This is a genomic window from Candidatus Desulfolinea nitratireducens, assembly GCF_982879505.1.
In genome coordinates this window covers 1-18,956 of record NZ_CEYOSI010000046.1, presented here as the reverse complement: position 1 = coordinate 18,956, position 18,956 = coordinate 1, and the positions used below count along the sequence as shown (strand labels likewise).

Here is an 18,956-nt window from a genome sequence, read left to right as displayed (position 1 = left end):
ATATCTTCTTTTCAGCGTATAATTCGCCCATGAAGAATAAAATAACTATCCTTGCCTTAATCTTTCTGCTCTTTGTTCTCAGTGCATGTAGGCCAAAACCGTCAACATCCAATGAAAACCTGATTGCCATCGCTGTAGGAAAAACACTGGCTGCCCAACCAGGGCCAACCATTCAACCAACATATACCCCCTACCCAACACTCACATCTCACGCCCCCACTTTAGAAGGTCTCTTTTGCGAATACCAATTTTGCATTGGACATCCCGTCGAAATCGCCCTCTTTGACGCGCGTGAAGCGGAAAATCCCAGTCTCTATAGCGAAGGAAGCCTCGTCGCATACAGCCCCGATACCTTCACCCTGCTCGTTTGGCAGCTAAACCATGGATCGGATGACCCTCAATTTATGCTTGATCTTGTTATGAAAGATGGATTGGGCTCCCGCCTTGGCAACCTTGACGTAAACCTGGTCGGCGACCTGACATTTTTCTACGTCCCCACTTCCACAGCCTCCGCAGTTCTACCGGTAGGTGGAGCAGCGGCATGGATCTGTGGTGATCGCGCCTTCGGCTGGATGGCCTACGCACCAAACAAAGAGATCGCCTACAGTCTTTTTGAAGAGGCAGCCAGTAAATTTCGCTGTAATCAATAACACAAAGTTTGCTAAAGACCTAGCTCAATCCCTTCGCTTCCTGCCACAGCGCTTCCATTTCTTCCAAGGTCATTTCAGTCAGGGGGCGTTTCTCTTCTCTGGCACGACGCTCTATATGGCTAAAGCGGCGCTTGAAGCGAGCATTAGCCTCACGCAGCACAGACTCGGCATCCACACCCTGCCATCGAGCAAAATTAACCATTACAAAAAAAAGATCCCCAATTTCGGCAGCACGTTCTTCACCATCGGATGCCCGACGGATTTCCTCAATTTCCTCAACGAGTTTATCCAGCACACCTTTGATCTCAGGCCAGTCAAAGCCAACCCGGGCAGCACGGTCCTGATATTCCTGCGCCTGATTTAACGCAGGGAAGGAAAGCGGGACACCATCTAAAATCCCCTTTTCAATCTCCCCATTTGATTGTCTCTCTTGCTCCTTAAGTTGCTCCCAGTTTTTTAACACTTCTTCCACCCCATCTACCTGCCGGTCCCCAAAGACATGGGGATGCCTGCGCACGATCTTATCGTGGATTCCCTTGATTACATCACTGAGAGAGAAATTACCGCTCTCGTTGGCGATCTGGGCATTGAGAACGATCTGGAGCAACAGGTCACCAAACTCCTCCGCCATACCCGCTGTATCCTCTGCATCCATCGCAGCCAGGGCTTCGTAGGATTCTTCAAGGAGATGCTGACGTAAAGTTTGGTGGGTTTGCTTTTTATCCCAGGGACATCCATCTGGGGCGCGGAGGTGGGCAACAATTTCCTGAAATGCTGAGAGGGAGGTTCCCGCTTCGAGGGCGGGGATATAGATGGCGCTGACAGGGGAATCATCTTTTTTCGCGCCGAGCAAGCCCAGGGTCAGGTCCGTGACGGCCTCTTCAGCATCAACCATCCGCAGGAGATGTGCGTCCGGATAAACAGTTTGTAAAATCTGTCGAATATTCCCCAAATCCTGAGATGTATTTCCCAACAATAAGACTGGCATATCTGGTTGAAAGGGTGGCACATGGGCATCGTGCAGCTCACCGGTATCAAGCAGAATCAATCTTGTTATATCTTCTAAATCCAGCGCGGTTAGTATGGAACCGAGTTCTTCAAGTAGCGGCATGGGATCTCCCAAACTTAAATGCAAAACCTAATGCGTAAATGACAAATTGCTCATTCGCATTAGGCTCTGGCTTTTATAGTAATAAGGCTTAGCGCTTGGTGTAGGTCGGAGCCTTGCGGGCTTTTTTGAGACCTGGTTTCTTGCGTTCCTTGACCAATGGGTTACGGGTCAGGTAGCCGCCTTTGCGCATGGCGGTGTGGTTTTCAGGATTGAATTTCACCAACGCACGCGCCAGACCAAGCAAGACTGCGTCAGTTTGGCCAGTAACACCGCCACCTTTGACGTGAACGCTGACATCATAAGATTCGCGTTTATCGCCAGCAGCAGCAAAGGGTTCTAAAATGGTACCGGGATCACCAGCACGTGTGAAATAGGCCTCAAGTTCTTTTTGGTTTACGATAAACTTGCCCGTTCCACTCGATACGCGTACACGAGCAGTGCTCTCTTTTCGGCGGCCAATTCCTTCAAAATATCGTTCAGACATAATACCTTCCTATTTTCTATTTCAGAGGCTCAGGATTTTGCGCTTCATGCGGGTGTTCTGCAGTTGCGAAAACTCTGAGTCGTTTGAGCAAATGTCGTCCCATGCGATTATGAGGAAGCATTCCCCAAACAGCCGAACGAATAGCGCGGTCGGGATAGGTCGCAAGTTGCTCACGTAAGGATTTCACTTTGAAACCACCAGGATACCCTGAGTGCCGATAATACATCTTGGTATCCAGTTTTGAATTGGTGCGCGTACCAGTTACCTGAATTCCACCAGCATTGGTCACAATCACATAATCACCCATCTCTACGCCAGGCGTAAAGGTCGGTTTATGTTTGCCCAGTAATACGGTGGCAATTCTGGTCGCCAGGCGGCCCAAATTTTCACCATTGGCATCCACGATATACCAACTGCGCTCGATCTCATCTTTTTTAGGATAATAAGATTTATACACTTCAACTCTCCACTAACTAAGTAAGACTTTAATTTTCTAATTTTTTATTATCAGAATAAGACACTTCGACCAAACTCAATCCATTGGATGGAGCGATCCCGCCCGGGACCTCAACTTGCTCGGCTAAAGCACGGGCAAAGTTCTCAGCCGGGAATTTTCCCTGCGCGATCACAACCTGTGTGTGAACCAGCCTCCTCACCATATGATAAAGGAAGGCATTTGCCTGCACTTCAAAGCGCCATTCATCTTCCTGCTTATGCCAACTCGCCCGCATCAAATGACGTTCTGTGCTACCTCCGGGACGGGGGGGGGATCCGAAGGCGGCAAAGTCAAATTTGCCTGGCAGCAAAGCTGCCAATGAGTGAAGCGTCGCCTCATCTACCGCAGGCCAGACGCGCCATGCATAACGTTCTCGCAATGGATCGCGATTCCTTTGACAGAAGATGCGATAACGGTACAGCCGGGCTTTTGCATCAAAGCGGGGATGAAAATCCGCTGGAGCAATCTGAACCTGGCAAATAGCCATATCGGCGGGCAGGTTGGCGTTTAGGGCATTATTCAAATCTGCGAGACTATGATCCCAGCCTAAATCAAAGGCTGCAACCTGACCCGAAGCGTGAACACCTGCATCCGTTCGTCCAGCCATGAGGGCCGAACTACCATCCCATCCCAATTTCTGGAGGGCCTTTTCCAACTCGCCCTGCACAGTGCGGGATTTCGCCTGCCGCTGACTACCGACAAAATCTGTCCCGTCATAAGCAATGATAATCTGGTAACGTACCATTTTCGGTGTTCAGTGTTCAGTATCCAGTGGTCAGTGTCTTGGATAATGCTCACTGATACCTGAATACCGAAAACTGATCACTGCGATCTATTCTTCAACTAATTCAAGCAAAACCATTTCGGCGCCATCGCCTTTGCGAGGGCCGAGCTTCAATACTCGGGTGTAACCGCCATTGCGATTAACGAAGCGAGGGGCAATATCATCAAAGAGTTTGGGTAAAATCGCATTGCCACCCAAACGGGCTGCTGCCAAACGGCGAGCATGCACTTTTTTGGAATCTTCTGCCTCAATGCTATTGCGAGCAAGGGTAATAAGTTTTTCAGCATCCACGCGTACGGCCGCTGCTTTTGCTTTTGTGGTCTTGATCCGCTCATGCTCAAAGAGCTGCTTGATCAAATTACGGCGCAACGCATTACGCGCGCCTGTCGTGCGATTTAGTCTTTTACCTGCTATTTGATGTCGCATCTTAATTACTCCGCGTTATCTTCAACTTCAACTTCATCTTCGTCGGCCATATAGCCCTTTTCACGCATCTTTTGGCGCAACTCGTCAAGACTCTTTTCACCAAAATTACGGATGGACATAATCGCCTGGTCACCTTTTTCAAGCAGATCCAGAACATCGCCTACCGTAATAATACCCGTGCGTTTCAAGGAATTAAAGACGCGCACAGAAAGATCAAGAGCTTCCACCGGGGTTTCAGCAACTTCGCTGGTAACACGGCTTTCTTCATCCACTTCCTCGATCACTGCCATCAGCGACTCTTCGCTAACACCGGCAATATGGCGTAGATGCTCAATCAACACTTTGCCAGACATGCTCAAAGCTTTTTCAGGTGTCAGAGAGCCGTCTGTCCAGATTTCGAGGATCAACTTATCGAAATTTGTACTTTGGCCAACACGAGCCGAGGTCACATCCCAATTCACTCGTTTTACCGGGCTGAACAACGCATCTACAGGCATTTCGCCGATTGGCATATGCCCGCCACGTTCGTTTGAAGGCGAGTAGCCTCGTCCGCGCGCCACAGAAAACTCGATATCCATTTTAGCATTATTGCTATCCACCGTAAATAAATAGAGATCAGGATTAACAATCTCCACTTCTGGTGGCGCAATGATATCTGCGGCTGTAACAACACCTTCGCCACGGACTTCCAAATGCATACGTGTGCTGTCCACACCATCCAACTTCATGCGGATCTGTTTGATCTGCAACATGATCTGAACAACATCCTCACGAACACCAGGGACATCCGTAAACTCATGCAAAACGTCAGCTATCCGCATGGAGGTAACGGCAACACCATTTAGCGACGATAAAAGTGCGCGCCGCATGGCATTTCCAATGGTGGCTCCGTAGCCTTGTTCCAGTGGGCTGATAATAAACTTGCCGTAATTGCGAGATTCAGCTTCTCTCTCAATTTTTGGCATAACCATATTCGTGATACCCGTCACGGTCCACCTCTTTCAGTCATAGCAGAAAAAGCTCTAATGAAATAATTTCTCACAATTAGCGTGAGTAGTATTCAACGATGAGCTGTTCGTTTAGAATGCCATCAATCTCGGATCGTTCAGGCAAGCGCCCAATTTTTCCAGCCAATGTTTTAGCGTCCCGCTCTAGCCATGCAGGAGCATTTCGCTTCTCTACAAGGTCACCCAAGTTTTTGAAATAGGTCAATTTTCGAGAGCTCTCGCGTACAGAAAGTTCATCACCACCACGAAGGAGCATGGAGGGGATGTCGGTACGACGGCCATTCACAATAAAATGACCATGGGTCACCAAGACACGAGCTTCCGCTCGGCTGGAAGCAAATCCCATCCGGTAAACAACATTATCCAAACGAGATTCAAGGATTTGAAGCAAATTCAAACCTGTCAGCCCACGTCGCTGGGAAGCAATTTTGAAATAGCGGCTGAACTGACGCTCAAACACACCATAAACGCGACGAGCGCGCTGTTTGGCACGTAATTGACGACCGTAATCTGATTCACGGCCTCTTCGACGGCTCATATTACGCCCATGTTGTCCAGGAGCATAATCACGTTTATCGAATGAACATTTTGGAGAGAAACATCGCTCTCCTTTAAGAAAAAGCTTTTCGCCTTCACGCCGACATAATTTACATACCGGCCCAATATATTTCGCCATACTATTCTTTCCTTATTCTCAATTAAACGCGGCGTTTCTTTGGAGGCCGACACCCATTATGGGGCACCGGCGTGATATCTGCAATAGAGCGCACTTTAATACCCAGGGTCTGAATGGCACGGATAGCATTCTCGCGACCAGGGCCAGGTCCTTTAAGGAATATATCAACTTCCTGGATACCTAATTGCTGGGCAGCATTTCCTGCTTCCTCTGCGGCCAGTCGGGCTGCAAAAGGAGTGCTTTTACGAGAACCCTTAAAACCAGCAGAGCCCGCGCTTCCCCAGGCAACAGTATTGCCTTGCATATCCGTCACAGTGATAATCGTATTATTGAAGGAGGCCATTACATGCACTTGCCCAGAGGACAAACTGCGTTTAGCCTTCTTTTTAGCACCACTACGACGCGTTGAACGTACATTTTTAGCCATAAGTTCCTCGCTACAATTCTATTTGGATGCACCGCGACGACGACCGCGTCCGGCAACAGTCTTCTTAGTACCCTTGCGGGTGCGGGCATTGGTGCGTGTGCGTTGTCCGTTTACGGGCAAACTGCGACGATGCCGGAGACCACGATAACAACCGATCTCAATCAACCGTTTGATATTCATCTGCGTCTCGCGGCGAAGATCGCCTTCGAGTTTATAATTTTTATTAATGAATTCTCGCAACGCTGCCAGATCGCTTTCAGACAGATCCTGGATACGTTGGTCTGGACTCACATTTGTAGCGGCCAAAATATTTTTTGCCCGCGTTCGCCCGATCCCATAAATATAGGTCAGGCCAATTTCAACCCGTTTGTTACGGGGAAGATCAACACCTTCAATTCTCGCCATAATATATATTAACCCTGTCGCTGTTTATGTTTAGGATTCTCGCAGATCACATACAATCTGCCTTTGCGCCGAACAACCTTGCATTTCGCACAGCGCTTGCGAATAGATGGTGATACTTTCATACTAGCTCTCCTACTTGGCGGCTGTCAAATATTACAGCCAAAGCATTGGATTATACTTGCTGATTTCTTTTCCGTCTAGTGCCCGGATTTTATTTTTACGATGGTTTCTTTGCAATTATGTCAAAGGACAGTCAGGATTAGAGGTTCTCCTTCGGTAACGGCAATAGAATGTTCAAAATGAGCCGTCAATGACTTATCTGCAGAGATCACCGTCCATTGGTCAGGTAAGACTTTTGTCTTTGAGGTCCCAACAAGAACCATTGGTTCCAATGCAATGGTAACTCCAGGACGAAGCAACAATCCGCGCCCGGGGATGCCATAATTTGGCACCTGAGGCCCTTCGTGCATTTGTCGACCTACGCCGTGACCAGTGTATTCTCGCGTAACGTAGAAGCCACGGCTTTCAACATATTGCTGTATTGCAGCAGAGATATCGCCCGTCCGGTTTCCTGGCCGCATTTTATCAATGCCTGCTACAAGAGCACCTTCTGTAACATCGAGTAATTTCTTTGCTGCGGAGGAGGTTTCACCGACCCCTGCGGAAAACGCAGAATCTGCAACAAAACCTTCAAAAATCGTTCCGCAATCTATCGAAACAATATCGCCCTCTTGCAACTTTCGTTTTTTCGTTGGTATCCCATGCACCAATTCCTCATTCACACAGACCGTAATGGAGGCCGGATATGGATAGGGGCCGGGATAGTTTTTAAAGGGCGATACAGCATTGTGTTTCCGTAGCACTTCCTCAGCAGCCGCGTTGAGGTCAGCCGTGGTTACACCTGGTTTTAAAAGTTCTCTGACAGTTGCATGAACTGTCGCATTAATATGCCCTGCTTCGCGCATAATTTCAATCTCGGCAGGGGTTTTAACATGAATTTGTCGTGCCCAGTCCATCAATATTCTTTCGCCAGGACGTCGAGTAGATCTCTGGTTACTTCTTCAATGGCCTGATTGCCTTGCACTTCCACAAGTTTCCCTTGTTCGCGATAGTATGCGATCAACGGTGAGGTTCGCCTCAGATAAACCTGGATCCTGTTTTTTACAGTTTCAACCTTATCATCATCACGTTGGTAAAGCTCGGAACCATCAATATCGCAGACACCCTCTTTTAGCGGAGGGTTAAATACGGTGTGGAAGATATGTCCACTCTTGCGGCAAGTCCAACGTCCACTAAGGCGTTCGACAAGTATTTCATCCGGAGCAGTGATAAAGGGGACGATATCAATATCTTCTCCGATTTCATTCAACATTATCTTGGCGGCATCCGCCTGTACAGGCGTGCGGGGGAAGCCATCCAAAATCGCTCCCGATTCACAATCTGAACGGGTAATTCGATCTTTGATCATTGCAATGGTCAGATCGTCTGGCACAAGCTCGCCTTTATTGATAAAGTTCTCTGCTAACTGACCCAATTCGGTATGATTCTTGATATTCTCTCGAAAGAGATCACCGGATGAGATATGTGCTAAACCGGATTGGTTGGCCACAATTTTCGCTTGGGTGCCTTTTCCAACACCGGGAGGGCCTAGCAAAACAATGTAGGTTGCCATATCAGATGCCCTTTACTTGACCAGAATTGAATCCTGGTAGCCGTGCAATTTTAGCTCAGCATCGATGTTTTGGAAGACATCGCGCACAACACCAACTACAATCAGCAGTCCGGCAGATGAAACAAGCAGCAATCCTGCGCCCTGAGAACTAATCGGCAATATAAACTGCATCAAATATGGCAAGACAGCTACAAGACCAAGGAATAACGCGCCCGGCAGGGTAATGCGCCGCTGGACTTTTGTTAGATATTTCTGGGTTGGGGCTCCCCGGCTAATACCAGGAATTTGTGCACCCATCCGCTTCAGGTTATCGCCATAATTTTGCTGGGCGAAAAGAACATCGGTATAGAAGAAGGTGAAGATAACCACCATTAAGAAATAGAGCAACCAGTAAACGCCACCCGAACCATCAAATGTACTTTGGGCTCCCTTTGCAAAATTAGCAATCCACGGTGTTTCAGACCCAACAAAATAGCTGGAAACAATTGCTGGAAATTGCAAAATTGCACTGGAAAAAATCAGGGGGATCATTCCGGCCATATTGACCATCAATGGTAAAGTGCCTTTAACCGGCATGGACATACGGTTTCCCATACGCCGCCCAGGGTACATCACGGGGACATTTCGGCGCCCTTGCTGCACAAAGACGATGGCAAAGATAGTCAATACCAATACAACGATCGTCATTGCCAACAAAACCCATCTGTTCTGCTCATCGCTCATCAAACGGACTAGATTACTGGGCAAGTTGACAACAATGCCTGCAAAAATGATCAGAGAAAGACCTTGCTTACGCATCCCGTATTCAGAAATCAACTCACCAAGCCAGATAGCGAACATTGTTCCGCCGGTCATTGCCACCAGGACGGTAATAGACGAGAGGATAAGATCGCTACTAAACCCAAAGGGGAGTATCTGATTGAGGCCTAATTGTTGTGCATAAGAATTAAAGATATTGACCTGGCCAATCGCTGAGAGCGCTGCCATAGGTACAGCCAGAATATAGGTCCACTTTTCCATCCACTTTTGGCCTTCGCGCGGATCATCTTTCATCCGTTGTTGTAAAGCAGGGATGATTGGGGTGAGCAACTGCAAAATAATTTGGGCTGTAATATAAGGATAGACACCCATTGATAACAGTGAAAATTGCGAGACTGTGCCGCCAGACAAAAGATCGAGGAAGTTAAAGAAAGTTCCGCTGGCACCAAGATTGGCACGGAATGCCGCCAGTGCCTCAAAATCCACACCGGGGGCGGGAACATTTGCAGCTACTCGATATAAAGCCAGGAAACCCAACGTGTACAGCAATTTACGTCGAATATCAATCGAGGTCCACAAGTAACGCCATCCAGAAAAAGTCTGCTTCATATAACTCTCCTAGTCTTACGACAAGCTAATTGATTATCTCTACGCTACCACCAGCGGCTTCAATTTTCTCTTGTGCTCCCTTACTTACACGGTGCGCTTGCACTTTAAGGGCAGCTTTAATTTCGCCGCGCCCCAAAATAACAACTGGATTACGAGAATCGCGCAGCAAACGGGCAGCTTTCAGACTTTCAGGCGTCACTTCTGCATTAGCCTTGAATGCTTCATCTAACTGATCAAGATTGATTTCGTTATACTCAATCCTGTTCAACGGCGTGAAACCCTTACCACGCATAAATGGCAGACGACGGAAGAAAGGCAGGTTACCGCCCTGGCGATATAATTTGCCACCGCTACCGGAACGTGCTTTCTGTCCTTTTTGACCGCGACCAGCTGTTTTCCCCTGGCCTGCAGCAATACCGCGCCCAATGCGTTTTCGATTTTTCTTCGCGCCCGGATTTGGCGCAAGATCATGTAATTTCATAATAAAATCCTACTCTTCCACTTTGATTAAGTGGCTGACTTTTACAAGCATCCCACGCAAAGCAGGGTTATCCACATGCTCCACAGTATGGTTCATGCGACGTAGTCCCAAAGCACGTACAGTGGCTTTCTGCCGTTTGCTATATCCAATCGGGCTTTTCACCAAAGTGACGCGTAATTTCTTTTCAGCTGCATTCTTCGCCATGACTGATTACCTCCGTTCCCAAAATGGCATCAGATCTTTGACTGGTTTACCACGTCGGGCGGCTTCCTCAGCAGGCGATTTCACCTGTTCCAATGCATCAAAAGTTGCCTTGACAACATTAAGGACATTATTACTGCCCAAAGATTTTGTCAAAATATCTTTGACGCCAGCGGCTTCCAAAACAGCACGAACACCGCCCGCAGCAATAACGCCTGTACCAGGTGAAGCCGGTTTCAAAAGAACTCTGGCGCCTGAAACACGTCCAAGGACCTCGTGGGCAATGGTCGTGTCAGACAAATTCACAAAGTGCAGATCTCGACGTGCACGCTCAGAGGCTTTGCGAATCGCATCGGGCACAGAATTGGCTTTACCAATTCCCATCCCGATTTTCCCTTTGCCATCACCAACCACAATGGCTGCGCGGAATTGGAAGCGGCGACCACCTTTAACCACTTTTGCCACACGGGCGATCTCGATCATGCGCTCATCAAGATCATCTTTCTCAAATTTCTTATTTTTATCGAAGTTTGGCATAGTATTCTCCACTCGGGCCTAAAACTGCAGGCCACCTTTACGTGCGGCATCTGCCAGGGCTTTTACACGCCCTGTATAACGGAAACCACCACGATCAAAAACAATGCTGGTTATTCCCGTTCCCTTTGCACGCTCGGCAATAGATTCACCAACCAAACGAGCTTGTTCAACCTTTTTCAGGCCTTTCATTTTTGCACGCAACTCAGCATCAATGCTGGAGGCAGAAACAAGAGTTTTACCGGCCTCATCATCAATCACCTGAGCGTAAATTTCCGATAGACTTCGAAATACGCTCAATCGCGGGCGTGCAGAAGTTCCAGAAACATGTTTTCGCACACGAGCATGACGTCGAATGCGAGCGGCAGAACGATTTTTAGCGCCCATAGTTTACATTCCTTTCCCGGCTTTTCCAGCTTTGCGGCGAACGTACTCGTCAAGATAACGAATACCTTTACCATGATAAGGTTCTGGTGGGCGAACTTTGCGTATTTCAGAAGCAACTTTGCCAACTGTTTCCTTGTCAATGCCCATCACCTTCACTTGCTTGGTTTTGGGATCCGCGTCAAAACTAATGCCATCCACAGGTTCAATCTCAACAGGATGCGAATAGCCTACGTTCAATACAAGGTTCTTGCCATTCATTTCGGCTCGATAGCCAACACCCTGAACTTCAAGTGTTTTCTCGAAACCCGAGTTGACACCTTGCACCATATTTGCAATTAATGCCCGCGTCGTTCCATGAAGGGCGCGCTCTGTCGGATGGTTAGATTTTCTTTTTATGACAACCTGTCCATCTTTCATTGCGATTTCCATCAAGTGGGAAAACTGACGCTGCATTTCACCTTTTTGGCCTTTTACTTTCACAAAAGACCCTTTAATATCTACCTGCACACCCTCTGGGATGATGACAGGCATACGTCCAATACGAGACATAGTCAGTACCTCCTGTTACCAAACTTTACAGAGGAGTTCGCCGCCGACACCCAATGAACGAGCTTTTTGCCCGGTCATTACTCCTTTAGGAGTGGACAATATTGCTATGCCGATACCAGAAAGAACCCAGGGAATATCCTGTTTTTTGGTATAAACACGGCGTCCAGGACGACTTACTCGTTCCAACCCGGTCAAAACGGATTGGCGTTCGCGACGCTTACCTACATATTTAACCCGTACACGCAGTACAGGCTGGTTCGGTCGTTCCCCATCAACGATTTCAACCTTTTCCAAGTACCCTTCATCCTTAAGGATGTTGGCAATTTCCACTTTCATCTTGGAACTAGGCATGGCAACCGTTGCTTGACCAATCATGACCGCATTACGCACACGGGTCAGCATATCAGCAATAGGATCAGAAACACTCATAATTTCACCTCTACCCAACTACCAAGAAGCTTTGGTAACGCCAGGGATTTTTCCTTCAAGCGCTAATTCACGGAAGCAAATTCGACATAAGCCAAAGCGGCGCATATAGCCACGAGGGCGGCCACAACGTTCGCAGCGGTTACGCACACGGGTTGGATACTTGCGCCTCATCTCACGATAATGCATACATTTTTGTGCCATATTATGCTTCCTTTTTGAACGGCATCCCAAGCAATGTTAATAAAGAACGAGCTTGGTCATCATTCTGAGCGGTGGTAACGATGGTGATTTCCATCCCGCGCAGTTTATCAATTTTGTCATAATCAATCTCGGGCCAAATCAATTGATCTTTGAGGCCCAGGGTGTAATTTCCGCGTCCATCAAAAGAATTGGCAGAAATCCCGCGAAAATCACGGACACGCGGCAGCGCTACGTTGATCAAACGATCCAGAAAAGCCCACATTTTTTCACCACGCAAGGTCACCTTGGTTCCAATTGTTAAACCTTCACGCAATTTGAAATTCGCGATGCTCTTGCGGGCTTTGGTCATCACCGGTCTTTGCCCAGTGATAATGGCAAGGTCGCCAGAAGCCGCACCCAAAACTTTGGGGTTATCTTTGGCCTCACCGAGACCAATATTGACAACAACCTTTTCAATACGTGGTACCTGCATCACACTCGTAAAACCAAAGTCTTTTACTAGTGATGGTACCGCTTCTTCCTGATAAAACTCTTTCATCTTATTCATATCGCTCCAGCCTAGCCTATTCGATGATCGCCTGGCATTTTTTGCAAACACGGTGAGCACCATCTTCGTCACGCTGCACTGCGATACGCGTTGGTTGATCACATTTTGGACAAACAAGCATTACGTTAGAGATATGCATTGTTCCTTCAAATTTAATCATCCCAGGATTGATCGTACGCCCTTGCGTTTGCACTTGCGCCTGATGTTTTGTGCGCAAATTAGCACCTTGCACAACGACACGATCATCATCAGGGATGACGTTAATCACCTCACCGCGTTTGCCTTTATCTTCAAAGCGACCGCTAATAATTTCAACGGTATCACCTTTGCGGATTTTGTTTTTCATTATTTTGCTCCCAAAACCCTAAAGTGCTTCCGGGGCCAGCGAAACGATCTTGGTATAGCCACGCTCTCGCAATTCACGCGCAACAGGACCAAAAATACGGCTGCCCTTGGGGTTTTTTCCATCAGTATCAAGAATAACTGCGGCATTATCATCAAAGCGAATATGAGAACCGTCATCACGGCGCCATTCTTTAGAACAGCGGACAATAACTGCGCGCACAATTTCGCTTTTCTTTACAGCACCCTGCGGTGTGGCAACTTTTACAGTACCGACGACAACATCGCCAACGGCGCCTGTCTTACGTACTGAGCCACCCGTCACATTGATCACCAATATTTCGCGTGCACCGGTGTTATCAGCAATTTTTAAACGTGATTCAGTTTGTATCATTGCTTATTTCTCCTACACCTGTATCAGCAGTTCGCGTTTCGCGCTTGATAATCGCCTCAACAACCCAACGCTTATCTTTTGAAATCGGGCGGCTTTCTACGATGCGAACTTCATCGCCAATATTGCAATCAAGTTCATCATGTGCTTTAACACGCTTGCTGCTATGAACAACTTTTCGGTAAAGAGGATGTTGATAAGTCCGTGTAATCTCTACCACTACAGTTTTTATCATTTTGTTGCTGGTTACAAATCCATTCATTCGACGACGCTCGTTCATGCCTCACCTTCCAATTCAACTTCGGAATCAAGCTCATTTACTATCGTGCTCATCCGAGCTATATCACGACGCACGAAACGCATTCTGCTGGTATCTGTTAACTGACCGGTAACCTGCTGAAAACGGAGTTTCATTAACTCCTCACGGGCATCTGATATTTTGGCTTCAATCTCGTCGATAGACAATTTGCGTAGTTCATTTGCTTTCATGTCTACTCTCCTAAGTCTCGAGAAACGATCTTTGTTTTGATCGACAATTTATACTGCGCAAGCTTAAGAGCTTCTACAGCCACATCATCAGGGAGACCGCCAATCTCAAACATAATTCGACCGGGTTTTACAACTGCTACCCAATATTCAACTGACCCTTTTCCCTTACCCATACGGGACTCAGCCGCGCGTTTGGTATAAGGTTTGTCTGGGAAAATTCGGATCCACACCTTACCACGGCGCTTCATCGAACGTACAATTGCTCGGCGTGCGGCTTCGATCTGCCTGGCTGAAATCCAACCTGGTTCCAAGGCCTGAATGCCATAGTCTCCAAAACTTACCTCAGCTCCGCGTAATGCTTTGCCTCGCATTCGACCACGCATTTGTTTACGCCACTTAAAGCGTTTCGGCATCAACATAAAAATAACCTCTTTCCTCAAACAACCTTGAGAGTTGCCTACCTACTAACGTAGACGCCTTCGGTTGTTTCAGCTTCTTCTTCAACTTTAGGCATTTTCTCACCGTTGTAAACCCAAACTTTGACGCCAATTGCGCCATAAGCAGTTATTGATTTGACAACAGCAAAGTCAATATCAGCTCTTAGGGTTTGCAGAGGTACACGCCCATCGCGCAACCACACACGCCGCGCCATTTCAGCACCACTCAAGCGACCTGAAACCTCAATTTTTACACCCTCAGCACCTTGCCTCATTGCATTTTGGATCGCACGCTTCATAGCACGACGATAAGCAATTCGACGGGTCAACTGATCAGCAATATTGACCGCGATCAAGTGAGCATCGGTGTCTGGCGATTTAATTTCTTTCACATCCAAATCAACTATTTGCCCAACCAGCTCTTCGAGCGTTGCGCGAACCTTCTTTACGCTTTCGCCCTTGCGGCCAATCAAGACACCAGGTTTGGCAGTATGAATAGAGACCTTGATTTTGCCAGGAAAACGCTCAATCTCAATATTTGAAATACCAGCACGCTGGTTCAATACAGATTCTGATAATTCCTTACGAAGCTCTTCGACTTTACGATAAGTTGGAGTACCACCTTTTGCGGCAACGCCTGTCAGCAAACTGCGAATAGCAATATCCTGTTGCAATTGCTCCCGATACTGAGCCCCTTTAGCAAACCAACGGGCTTTCCACGGATGCGTGATCTTCAGGCGAAATCCAACGGGATGAACTTTACGACCCATAATATCTCCTTTGCGTCCTTTTCTTTATACTTCTCGCTCACGCAAGATTACGGTTACATGCGAAGAGCGGCGCAAAAGCGGTTTAAACCGACCGCGCGCGCCAAAGCGACGCCATTTACGAGTGGGTGCTTCATCCGCATAAATTTTGGCAATATACAGGTCATCCCGGTTTAGACCAAAATTTTCCTCAGCATTGGCAACGGCAGAGGCCAATAACTTACGAACAGGCTCTGCAGAGCGTTTTTGAACAAAGCGCAACATTTCAAGCGCATAAACAGCATCTTTGCCGCGAATCAGGTTGATTACAAGGCGGACTTTCTGAGCAGATACTGAGTGGTAGCTTAATTTAGCGCGAATATCTTGAGTAGCCATAATTCAAACTCCTGCCATTACCCTACGTGACCACGATAGGTGCGCGTGGGGGCAAATTCTCCCAATCGATGTCCAACCATATTTTCAGTAATATAGATCGGAACATGGCGGCGACCATCGTGCACGGCAATTGTATGCCCAACCATTTGGGGAAAGATCACACTCGCCCTGCTCCAGGTCCGAATAACTGTCTTCTCACCTTTTTGGTTCATGGCATCAATTTTTACGAGTAGTTTCGGGTCAATAAATGGCCCTTTTTTCAATGATCGTGACATAATAAATTCCTCGCTTATCCCTATCGCTTGCCTTTATTGCGGCGGCGCACAATATACTTGTCAGTATCTTTATTGCGGCGGGTCTTGAAACCCAAAGTGGGCTTACCCCACGGGCTTTTGGGTCCAGGCATACCAATTGGTTGACGACCTTCACCACCACCATGAGGGTGATCGTTTGGGTTCATCGCAGAACCACGGACTGTTGGGCGAATGCCCAGGTGGCGTTTGCGCCCAGCCTTGCCCAGTTTGATATTGCTGCGCTCAACATTGCCAACCTGACCAATCGTCGCATAGCAAACCTGGCGGATCAAGCGAACCTCGCCAGAGGGCAAGCGGATTTGAGCATAATCACCTTCTTTTGCCAGCAATTGAGCTGAAGCTCCTGCCGAACGCACCATTTGTGCGCCCTTGCCTTCTTTCATCTCGATATTGTGGATCATCGTCCCCACCGGGATATTGGCAATCGGCAAACTGTTTCCATCTCGAATTTCTGCACCAGGGCCAGACATTAACATATCGCCAACCTTGACACCCAATGGGGCCACGATATATCGTTTTGCGCCGTCTGCATAGAAAAGCAGTGCCAAACGAGCCGTTCGATTCGGATCATATTCAATTGCTGCCACTCGAGCGGGGACGCCAAGCTTATCGCGCTTAAAATCTACAATGCGGATAAAACGACGATGCCCACCACCACGATGGCGAACGGTCACACGTCCATGGGCATTACGACCACCGCTTTTGCGCAACGGGATAATCAAAGAACGCTCAGGAGTTTTCTTCGTGATCTCTTCAAACGTATACCCAGTCTTATTACGCTGACCGGGTGTAGTCGGTTTATATTTTTTTACAGCCATTACTGTACACCTTCAAATATTTCAATTGAATTGCCTTCGGCTAACGTAACAATCGCTTTCTTGATACCAGCTTTACGCACCATCAAACGGCGGCTGCGTGCGCGAACGCTGCGCTTCGCCGGGGTTTTCATGATATTCACGCTTGTCACAGCCACATCAAAGATCGTCTCGACAGCTTCTTTTACCATCGCCTTGGTTGCATCATTGCTAACAATAAAAGTGTACTGATTCAATGTATTTATTTGATAATTGGTTTTCTCAGTAACCAGCGGGCGACGAAGGACATCATAAATTGTGGTCATTGTAGCCTCCTATCCTAAGTGCGCTTTCAGGGCGTCTAATGTTTTTAGAGAAATCACCACTTTATCAAAGCCTAAAAGATCACGGATATTGATATAGTTAGCCAATAAAACCTTTGTATCTGGAATATTCTCTGAGGTGCGCATTGCAACCTCATAAGTCTGATTTTTCTCAGGCAACAGAAGAAGTGCGCTTGCTTCACCTACCAAATGTCCCAAAGCTTCTACCATCAGGCGGGTTTTGGATTCAGCCAAAATGAGATCGTCAACAACAACAATCCTGGCTTCTGCCGCTTTGACAGAAAGGGCCGAGCGTAAAGCTGCCTGACGCATCTTACGCGGCATTCGTTTCTCATAACTACGAGGACGCGGGGTATGAACTCTACCGCCGCCAACAAATTGAGGAGCACGGATGGTGCCCTGACGGGCTCGACCGGTTCCTTTTTGACGCCACGGTTTGCGACCGCCGCCAGATACCTCACCACGGCTTTTGGTTTTGTGCGTACCTAAACGAGCATTCGCCATCTGCCGGACATAAGCCTGGTGCATCAAATCTATATTAATTGGAGCTTCAAAGACAGCGGCAGGTAATTCAACCTGGCGAAGCTTTTTGCCCTCAATATTTAAAACATCTACTTTCATGATATTTGCTCCCAATACCTGCGCTTATTGCTTGCGCGCCCCTTTGATGATGACGACGCCACCTTTTCCGCCAGGGACAGATCCCATTACGCCGAGCAGGTTGCGTTCAACATCAACAAGAACAACTTTGAGGCCCTGGGAGGTTACGCGAACATTTCCCATCTGGCCAGGCATCTTCTTCCCTTTATGAACTCGACCGGGCGTAGTACCTGCGCCAACAGAACCTGGGGAACGCTGGCGGTCAGATTGACCATGAGTCGCATGTCCACCGCGAAAGCCGTGGCGCTTCATAGCACCTTGAAAACCCTTACCTTTGCTGGTGCCAGAAATATCAACACGCTCACCCAGTTCAAAGTTTTCAACGGTAACCTTATCGCCTACACCAACTTCTGGAGATTTAATACGGAATTCACGCAAAAAGCGTAAGGGGGATACATCATTCACTTTGAGATGCCCACGTTGTCCACCTGTCAATCGTTTCGGGTTCACCTCACCAAAGCCAAGTTGCACGGCAGAATACCCATCAACTTCATGAGTACGCACCTGTGTAACATAACAAGGCCCAGCCTCGATGACAGTAACCGGTAAAGCTACACCGGCTTCGTCAAAGATCTGGGTCATACCGATCTTTTTTCCAATCAGCCCTTTCAACATTTCAATTTTCTCCTTCAAAGAATTTTTAAGACTGTCAGCCGGGCTTGGCTGCATCATCTCCTGAATAACGCAGTCAGTTACCTTGGAGCAGAGCATTTATTATTGGTCTGCTCACAAAACAACTCTTGCGTTATCGTCTTACACACATCGGCATTGCTGGCTTTTGTTTTACGGTCAGCAATGCACATTGTGATAATGCTATGTTAAATTACAAAAGGCTAAATCTTTATTTCAATATCCACGCCTGCTGGCAAATTGAGCCGCATCAGCATATCAATCGTTTTTGATTCGGGATCCAGTACATCAATCAAACGGTTATGCGTGCGGATCTCAAAATGTTCGTGCGAATCTTTATCAATGAACGTCGAACGTCGTATTGTAAACCGTTCTTTCTTTGTTGGCAAGGGTACAGGGCCAACAACATGGGCACCACTTCGTTCAGCGGTATCTACAATTCGTTTAGCAGATTGATCGAGGACTCGATGGTCATATGCCTTCAGGCGGATACGGATTCTTTGTTTAGCCATTGAATTACCTTTTAAAGTAGTTTGGTGATCACACCAGCGCCGACGGTCAGACCGCCTTCACGGATG

35 protein-coding genes are annotated in these 18,956 nt (G+C 47.6%); 1 reads left to right on the top strand and 34 read right to left on the bottom strand.

Annotated features, from left to right (window positions below; all coding sequences use genetic code 11):
- A partial coding sequence (locus AC3DOM_RS06090) for a hypothetical protein (RefSeq protein WP_487918141.1) occupies positions 1-650 on the top strand: 650 nt, incomplete at its 5' end.
- 19 nt (positions 651-669) lie between these two features.
- On the opposite strand, the gene mazG is transcribed toward AC3DOM_RS06090, so the two are convergent.
- The 34 genes from mazG to rpsJ form a co-directional block, all read right to left on the bottom strand.
- Positions 670-1,761, bottom strand: a complete 1,092-nt coding sequence (mazG, locus tag AC3DOM_RS06085) for a nucleoside triphosphate pyrophosphohydrolase (protein WP_487918140.1) — start codon at positions 1,759-1,761, stop codon at positions 670-672.
- 88 nt (positions 1,762-1,849) lie between these two features.
- Positions 1,850-2,245 carry a 30S ribosomal protein S9 gene (rpsI, locus tag AC3DOM_RS06080; protein ID WP_487918139.1) on the bottom strand — a complete coding sequence of 132 codons (396 nt, stop codon included), beginning with the start codon at positions 2,243-2,245 and terminating at the stop codon, positions 1,850-1,852.
- 16 nt (positions 2,246-2,261) lie between these two features.
- The gene (gene rplM, locus AC3DOM_RS06075) at positions 2,262-2,702 is read right to left on the bottom strand and encodes a 50S ribosomal protein L13 (protein WP_487918138.1); all 441 of its coding nucleotides are present in this window, start codon (positions 2,700-2,702) and stop codon (positions 2,262-2,264) included.
- A 28-nt stretch (positions 2,703-2,730) separates the two neighbouring features.
- Positions 2,731-3,486, bottom strand: coding sequence for a tRNA pseudouridine(38-40) synthase TruA (gene truA / locus AC3DOM_RS06070; protein WP_487918137.1), 756 nt, complete (start codon positions 3,484-3,486; stop codon positions 2,731-2,733).
- Positions 3,487-3,573: 87 nt separating this feature from the next.
- Positions 3,574-3,951 (bottom strand): 50S ribosomal protein L17, encoded by a 378-nt coding sequence (rplQ, locus tag AC3DOM_RS06065; RefSeq protein WP_487918136.1) that lies wholly within the window; start codon positions 3,949-3,951, stop codon positions 3,574-3,576.
- Positions 3,952-3,956: 5 nt separating this feature from the next.
- Complete coding sequence (locus tag AC3DOM_RS06060; RefSeq protein WP_487918135.1) at positions 3,957-4,916, bottom strand: DNA-directed RNA polymerase subunit alpha; 960 nt, start codon at positions 4,914-4,916, stop codon at positions 3,957-3,959.
- 79 nt (positions 4,917-4,995) lie between these two features.
- Positions 4,996-5,634 carry a 30S ribosomal protein S4 gene (rpsD, locus tag AC3DOM_RS06055; RefSeq protein WP_487918134.1) on the bottom strand — a complete coding sequence of 213 codons (639 nt, stop codon included), beginning with the start codon at positions 5,632-5,634 and terminating at the stop codon, positions 4,996-4,998.
- A gap of 22 nt (positions 5,635-5,656) precedes the next feature.
- A complete protein-coding gene (gene rpsK, locus AC3DOM_RS06050) occupies positions 5,657-6,061 on the bottom strand; it encodes a 30S ribosomal protein S11 (protein ID WP_487918133.1) in 405 nt (134 codons plus the stop codon).
- An 18-nt stretch (positions 6,062-6,079) separates the two neighbouring features.
- Positions 6,080-6,466 carry a 30S ribosomal protein S13 gene (gene rpsM / locus AC3DOM_RS06045; RefSeq protein WP_487918132.1) on the bottom strand — a complete coding sequence of 129 codons (387 nt, stop codon included), beginning with the start codon at positions 6,464-6,466 and terminating at the stop codon, positions 6,080-6,082.
- A gap of 8 nt (positions 6,467-6,474) precedes the next feature.
- Positions 6,475-6,588 carry a 50S ribosomal protein L36 gene (gene rpmJ / locus AC3DOM_RS06040; protein WP_487918131.1) on the bottom strand — a complete coding sequence of 38 codons (114 nt, stop codon included), beginning with the start codon at positions 6,586-6,588 and terminating at the stop codon, positions 6,475-6,477.
- A 120-nt stretch (positions 6,589-6,708) separates the two neighbouring features.
- The gene (gene map / locus AC3DOM_RS06035; protein ID WP_487918130.1) at positions 6,709-7,482 is read right to left on the bottom strand and encodes a type I methionyl aminopeptidase; all 774 of its coding nucleotides are present in this window, start codon (positions 7,480-7,482) and stop codon (positions 6,709-6,711) included.
- The gene (locus AC3DOM_RS06030) at positions 7,482-8,138 is read right to left on the bottom strand and encodes an adenylate kinase (RefSeq protein WP_487918129.1); all 657 of its coding nucleotides are present in this window, start codon (positions 8,136-8,138) and stop codon (positions 7,482-7,484) included. The genes map and AC3DOM_RS06030 overlap by 1 nt, the downstream gene beginning before the upstream one ends.
- Before the next feature lie 12 nt (positions 8,139-8,150).
- Entirely contained in the window at positions 8,151-9,506 is a 1,356-nt protein-coding gene (gene secY, locus AC3DOM_RS06025) for a preprotein translocase subunit SecY (protein WP_487918128.1), read from the bottom strand.
- Between the two features lie 25 nt (positions 9,507-9,531).
- Positions 9,532-9,987 (bottom strand): 50S ribosomal protein L15, encoded by a 456-nt coding sequence (gene rplO / locus AC3DOM_RS06020; protein ID WP_487918127.1) that lies wholly within the window; start codon positions 9,985-9,987, stop codon positions 9,532-9,534.
- A 9-nt stretch (positions 9,988-9,996) separates the two neighbouring features.
- Positions 9,997-10,191: a 50S ribosomal protein L30 gene (gene rpmD / locus AC3DOM_RS06015; protein WP_487918126.1), complete on the bottom strand. Its 195-nt coding sequence runs from the start codon at positions 10,189-10,191 to the stop codon at positions 9,997-9,999.
- 6 nt (positions 10,192-10,197) lie between these two features.
- The gene (gene rpsE / locus AC3DOM_RS06010) at positions 10,198-10,725 is read right to left on the bottom strand and encodes a 30S ribosomal protein S5 (RefSeq protein ID WP_487918125.1); all 528 of its coding nucleotides are present in this window, start codon (positions 10,723-10,725) and stop codon (positions 10,198-10,200) included.
- A gap of 18 nt (positions 10,726-10,743) precedes the next feature.
- Positions 10,744-11,109, bottom strand: coding sequence for a 50S ribosomal protein L18 (rplR, locus tag AC3DOM_RS06005; RefSeq protein WP_487918124.1), 366 nt, complete (start codon positions 11,107-11,109; stop codon positions 10,744-10,746).
- 3 nt (positions 11,110-11,112) lie between these two features.
- Positions 11,113-11,658: a 50S ribosomal protein L6 gene (gene rplF / locus AC3DOM_RS06000; protein WP_487918123.1), complete on the bottom strand. Its 546-nt coding sequence runs from the start codon at positions 11,656-11,658 to the stop codon at positions 11,113-11,115.
- Positions 11,659-11,673: 15 nt separating this feature from the next.
- Positions 11,674-12,087, bottom strand: a complete 414-nt coding sequence (rpsH, locus tag AC3DOM_RS05995; RefSeq protein ID WP_487918122.1) for a 30S ribosomal protein S8 — start codon at positions 12,085-12,087, stop codon at positions 11,674-11,676.
- Between the two features lie 18 nt (positions 12,088-12,105).
- Positions 12,106-12,288 carry a type Z 30S ribosomal protein S14 gene (locus tag AC3DOM_RS05990; protein ID WP_487918121.1) on the bottom strand — a complete coding sequence of 61 codons (183 nt, stop codon included), beginning with the start codon at positions 12,286-12,288 and terminating at the stop codon, positions 12,106-12,108.
- A gap of 1 nt (position 12,289) precedes the next feature.
- A complete protein-coding gene (gene rplE / locus AC3DOM_RS05985) occupies positions 12,290-12,835 on the bottom strand; it encodes a 50S ribosomal protein L5 (protein WP_487918120.1) in 546 nt (181 codons plus the stop codon).
- 16 nt (positions 12,836-12,851) lie between these two features.
- Positions 12,852-13,181: a 50S ribosomal protein L24 gene (gene rplX / locus AC3DOM_RS05980; protein WP_487918119.1), complete on the bottom strand. Its 330-nt coding sequence runs from the start codon at positions 13,179-13,181 to the stop codon at positions 12,852-12,854.
- An 18-nt stretch (positions 13,182-13,199) separates the two neighbouring features.
- Positions 13,200-13,571, bottom strand: coding sequence for a 50S ribosomal protein L14 (gene rplN, locus AC3DOM_RS05975; RefSeq protein ID WP_487918118.1), 372 nt, complete (start codon positions 13,569-13,571; stop codon positions 13,200-13,202).
- Complete coding sequence (rpsQ, locus tag AC3DOM_RS05970) at positions 13,558-13,848, bottom strand: 30S ribosomal protein S17 (protein WP_487918117.1); 291 nt, start codon at positions 13,846-13,848, stop codon at positions 13,558-13,560. Before rpsQ ends, rplN begins: the two co-directional genes overlap by 14 nt.
- Positions 13,845-14,057, bottom strand: coding sequence for a 50S ribosomal protein L29 (rpmC, locus tag AC3DOM_RS05965; RefSeq protein WP_487918116.1), 213 nt, complete (start codon positions 14,055-14,057; stop codon positions 13,845-13,847). The genes rpsQ and rpmC overlap by 4 nt, the downstream gene beginning before the upstream one ends.
- Positions 14,058-14,059: 2 nt before the next feature.
- Complete coding sequence (gene rplP / locus AC3DOM_RS05960; protein WP_487918115.1) at positions 14,060-14,476, bottom strand: 50S ribosomal protein L16; 417 nt, start codon at positions 14,474-14,476, stop codon at positions 14,060-14,062.
- Between the two features lie 38 nt (positions 14,477-14,514).
- Positions 14,515-15,264, bottom strand: coding sequence for a 30S ribosomal protein S3 (gene rpsC / locus AC3DOM_RS05955; RefSeq protein WP_487918114.1), 750 nt, complete (start codon positions 15,262-15,264; stop codon positions 14,515-14,517).
- Between the two features lie 24 nt (positions 15,265-15,288).
- Positions 15,289-15,636: a 50S ribosomal protein L22 gene (gene rplV, locus AC3DOM_RS05950; RefSeq protein WP_487918113.1), complete on the bottom strand. Its 348-nt coding sequence runs from the start codon at positions 15,634-15,636 to the stop codon at positions 15,289-15,291.
- A gap of 17 nt (positions 15,637-15,653) precedes the next feature.
- Positions 15,654-15,911, bottom strand: coding sequence for a 30S ribosomal protein S19 (rpsS, locus tag AC3DOM_RS05945; protein ID WP_487918112.1), 258 nt, complete (start codon positions 15,909-15,911; stop codon positions 15,654-15,656).
- A 20-nt stretch (positions 15,912-15,931) separates the two neighbouring features.
- The gene (gene rplB / locus AC3DOM_RS05940) at positions 15,932-16,768 is read right to left on the bottom strand and encodes a 50S ribosomal protein L2 (RefSeq protein WP_487918111.1); all 837 of its coding nucleotides are present in this window, start codon (positions 16,766-16,768) and stop codon (positions 15,932-15,934) included.
- The gene (gene rplW, locus AC3DOM_RS05935; protein ID WP_487918110.1) at positions 16,768-17,070 is read right to left on the bottom strand and encodes a 50S ribosomal protein L23; all 303 of its coding nucleotides are present in this window, start codon (positions 17,068-17,070) and stop codon (positions 16,768-16,770) included. The genes rplB and rplW overlap by 1 nt, the downstream gene beginning before the upstream one ends.
- A gap of 9 nt (positions 17,071-17,079) precedes the next feature.
- Positions 17,080-17,709, bottom strand: a complete 630-nt coding sequence (gene rplD / locus AC3DOM_RS05930) for a 50S ribosomal protein L4 (RefSeq protein ID WP_487918109.1) — start codon at positions 17,707-17,709, stop codon at positions 17,080-17,082.
- Between the two features lie 24 nt (positions 17,710-17,733).
- A complete protein-coding gene (rplC, locus tag AC3DOM_RS05925) occupies positions 17,734-18,363 on the bottom strand; it encodes a 50S ribosomal protein L3 (protein ID WP_487918108.1) in 630 nt (209 codons plus the stop codon).
- 218 nt (positions 18,364-18,581) lie between these two features.
- The gene (gene rpsJ / locus AC3DOM_RS05920; protein ID WP_487918107.1) at positions 18,582-18,890 is read right to left on the bottom strand and encodes a 30S ribosomal protein S10; all 309 of its coding nucleotides are present in this window, start codon (positions 18,888-18,890) and stop codon (positions 18,582-18,584) included.
- Between the last annotated feature and the right edge of the window lie 66 nt (positions 18,891-18,956).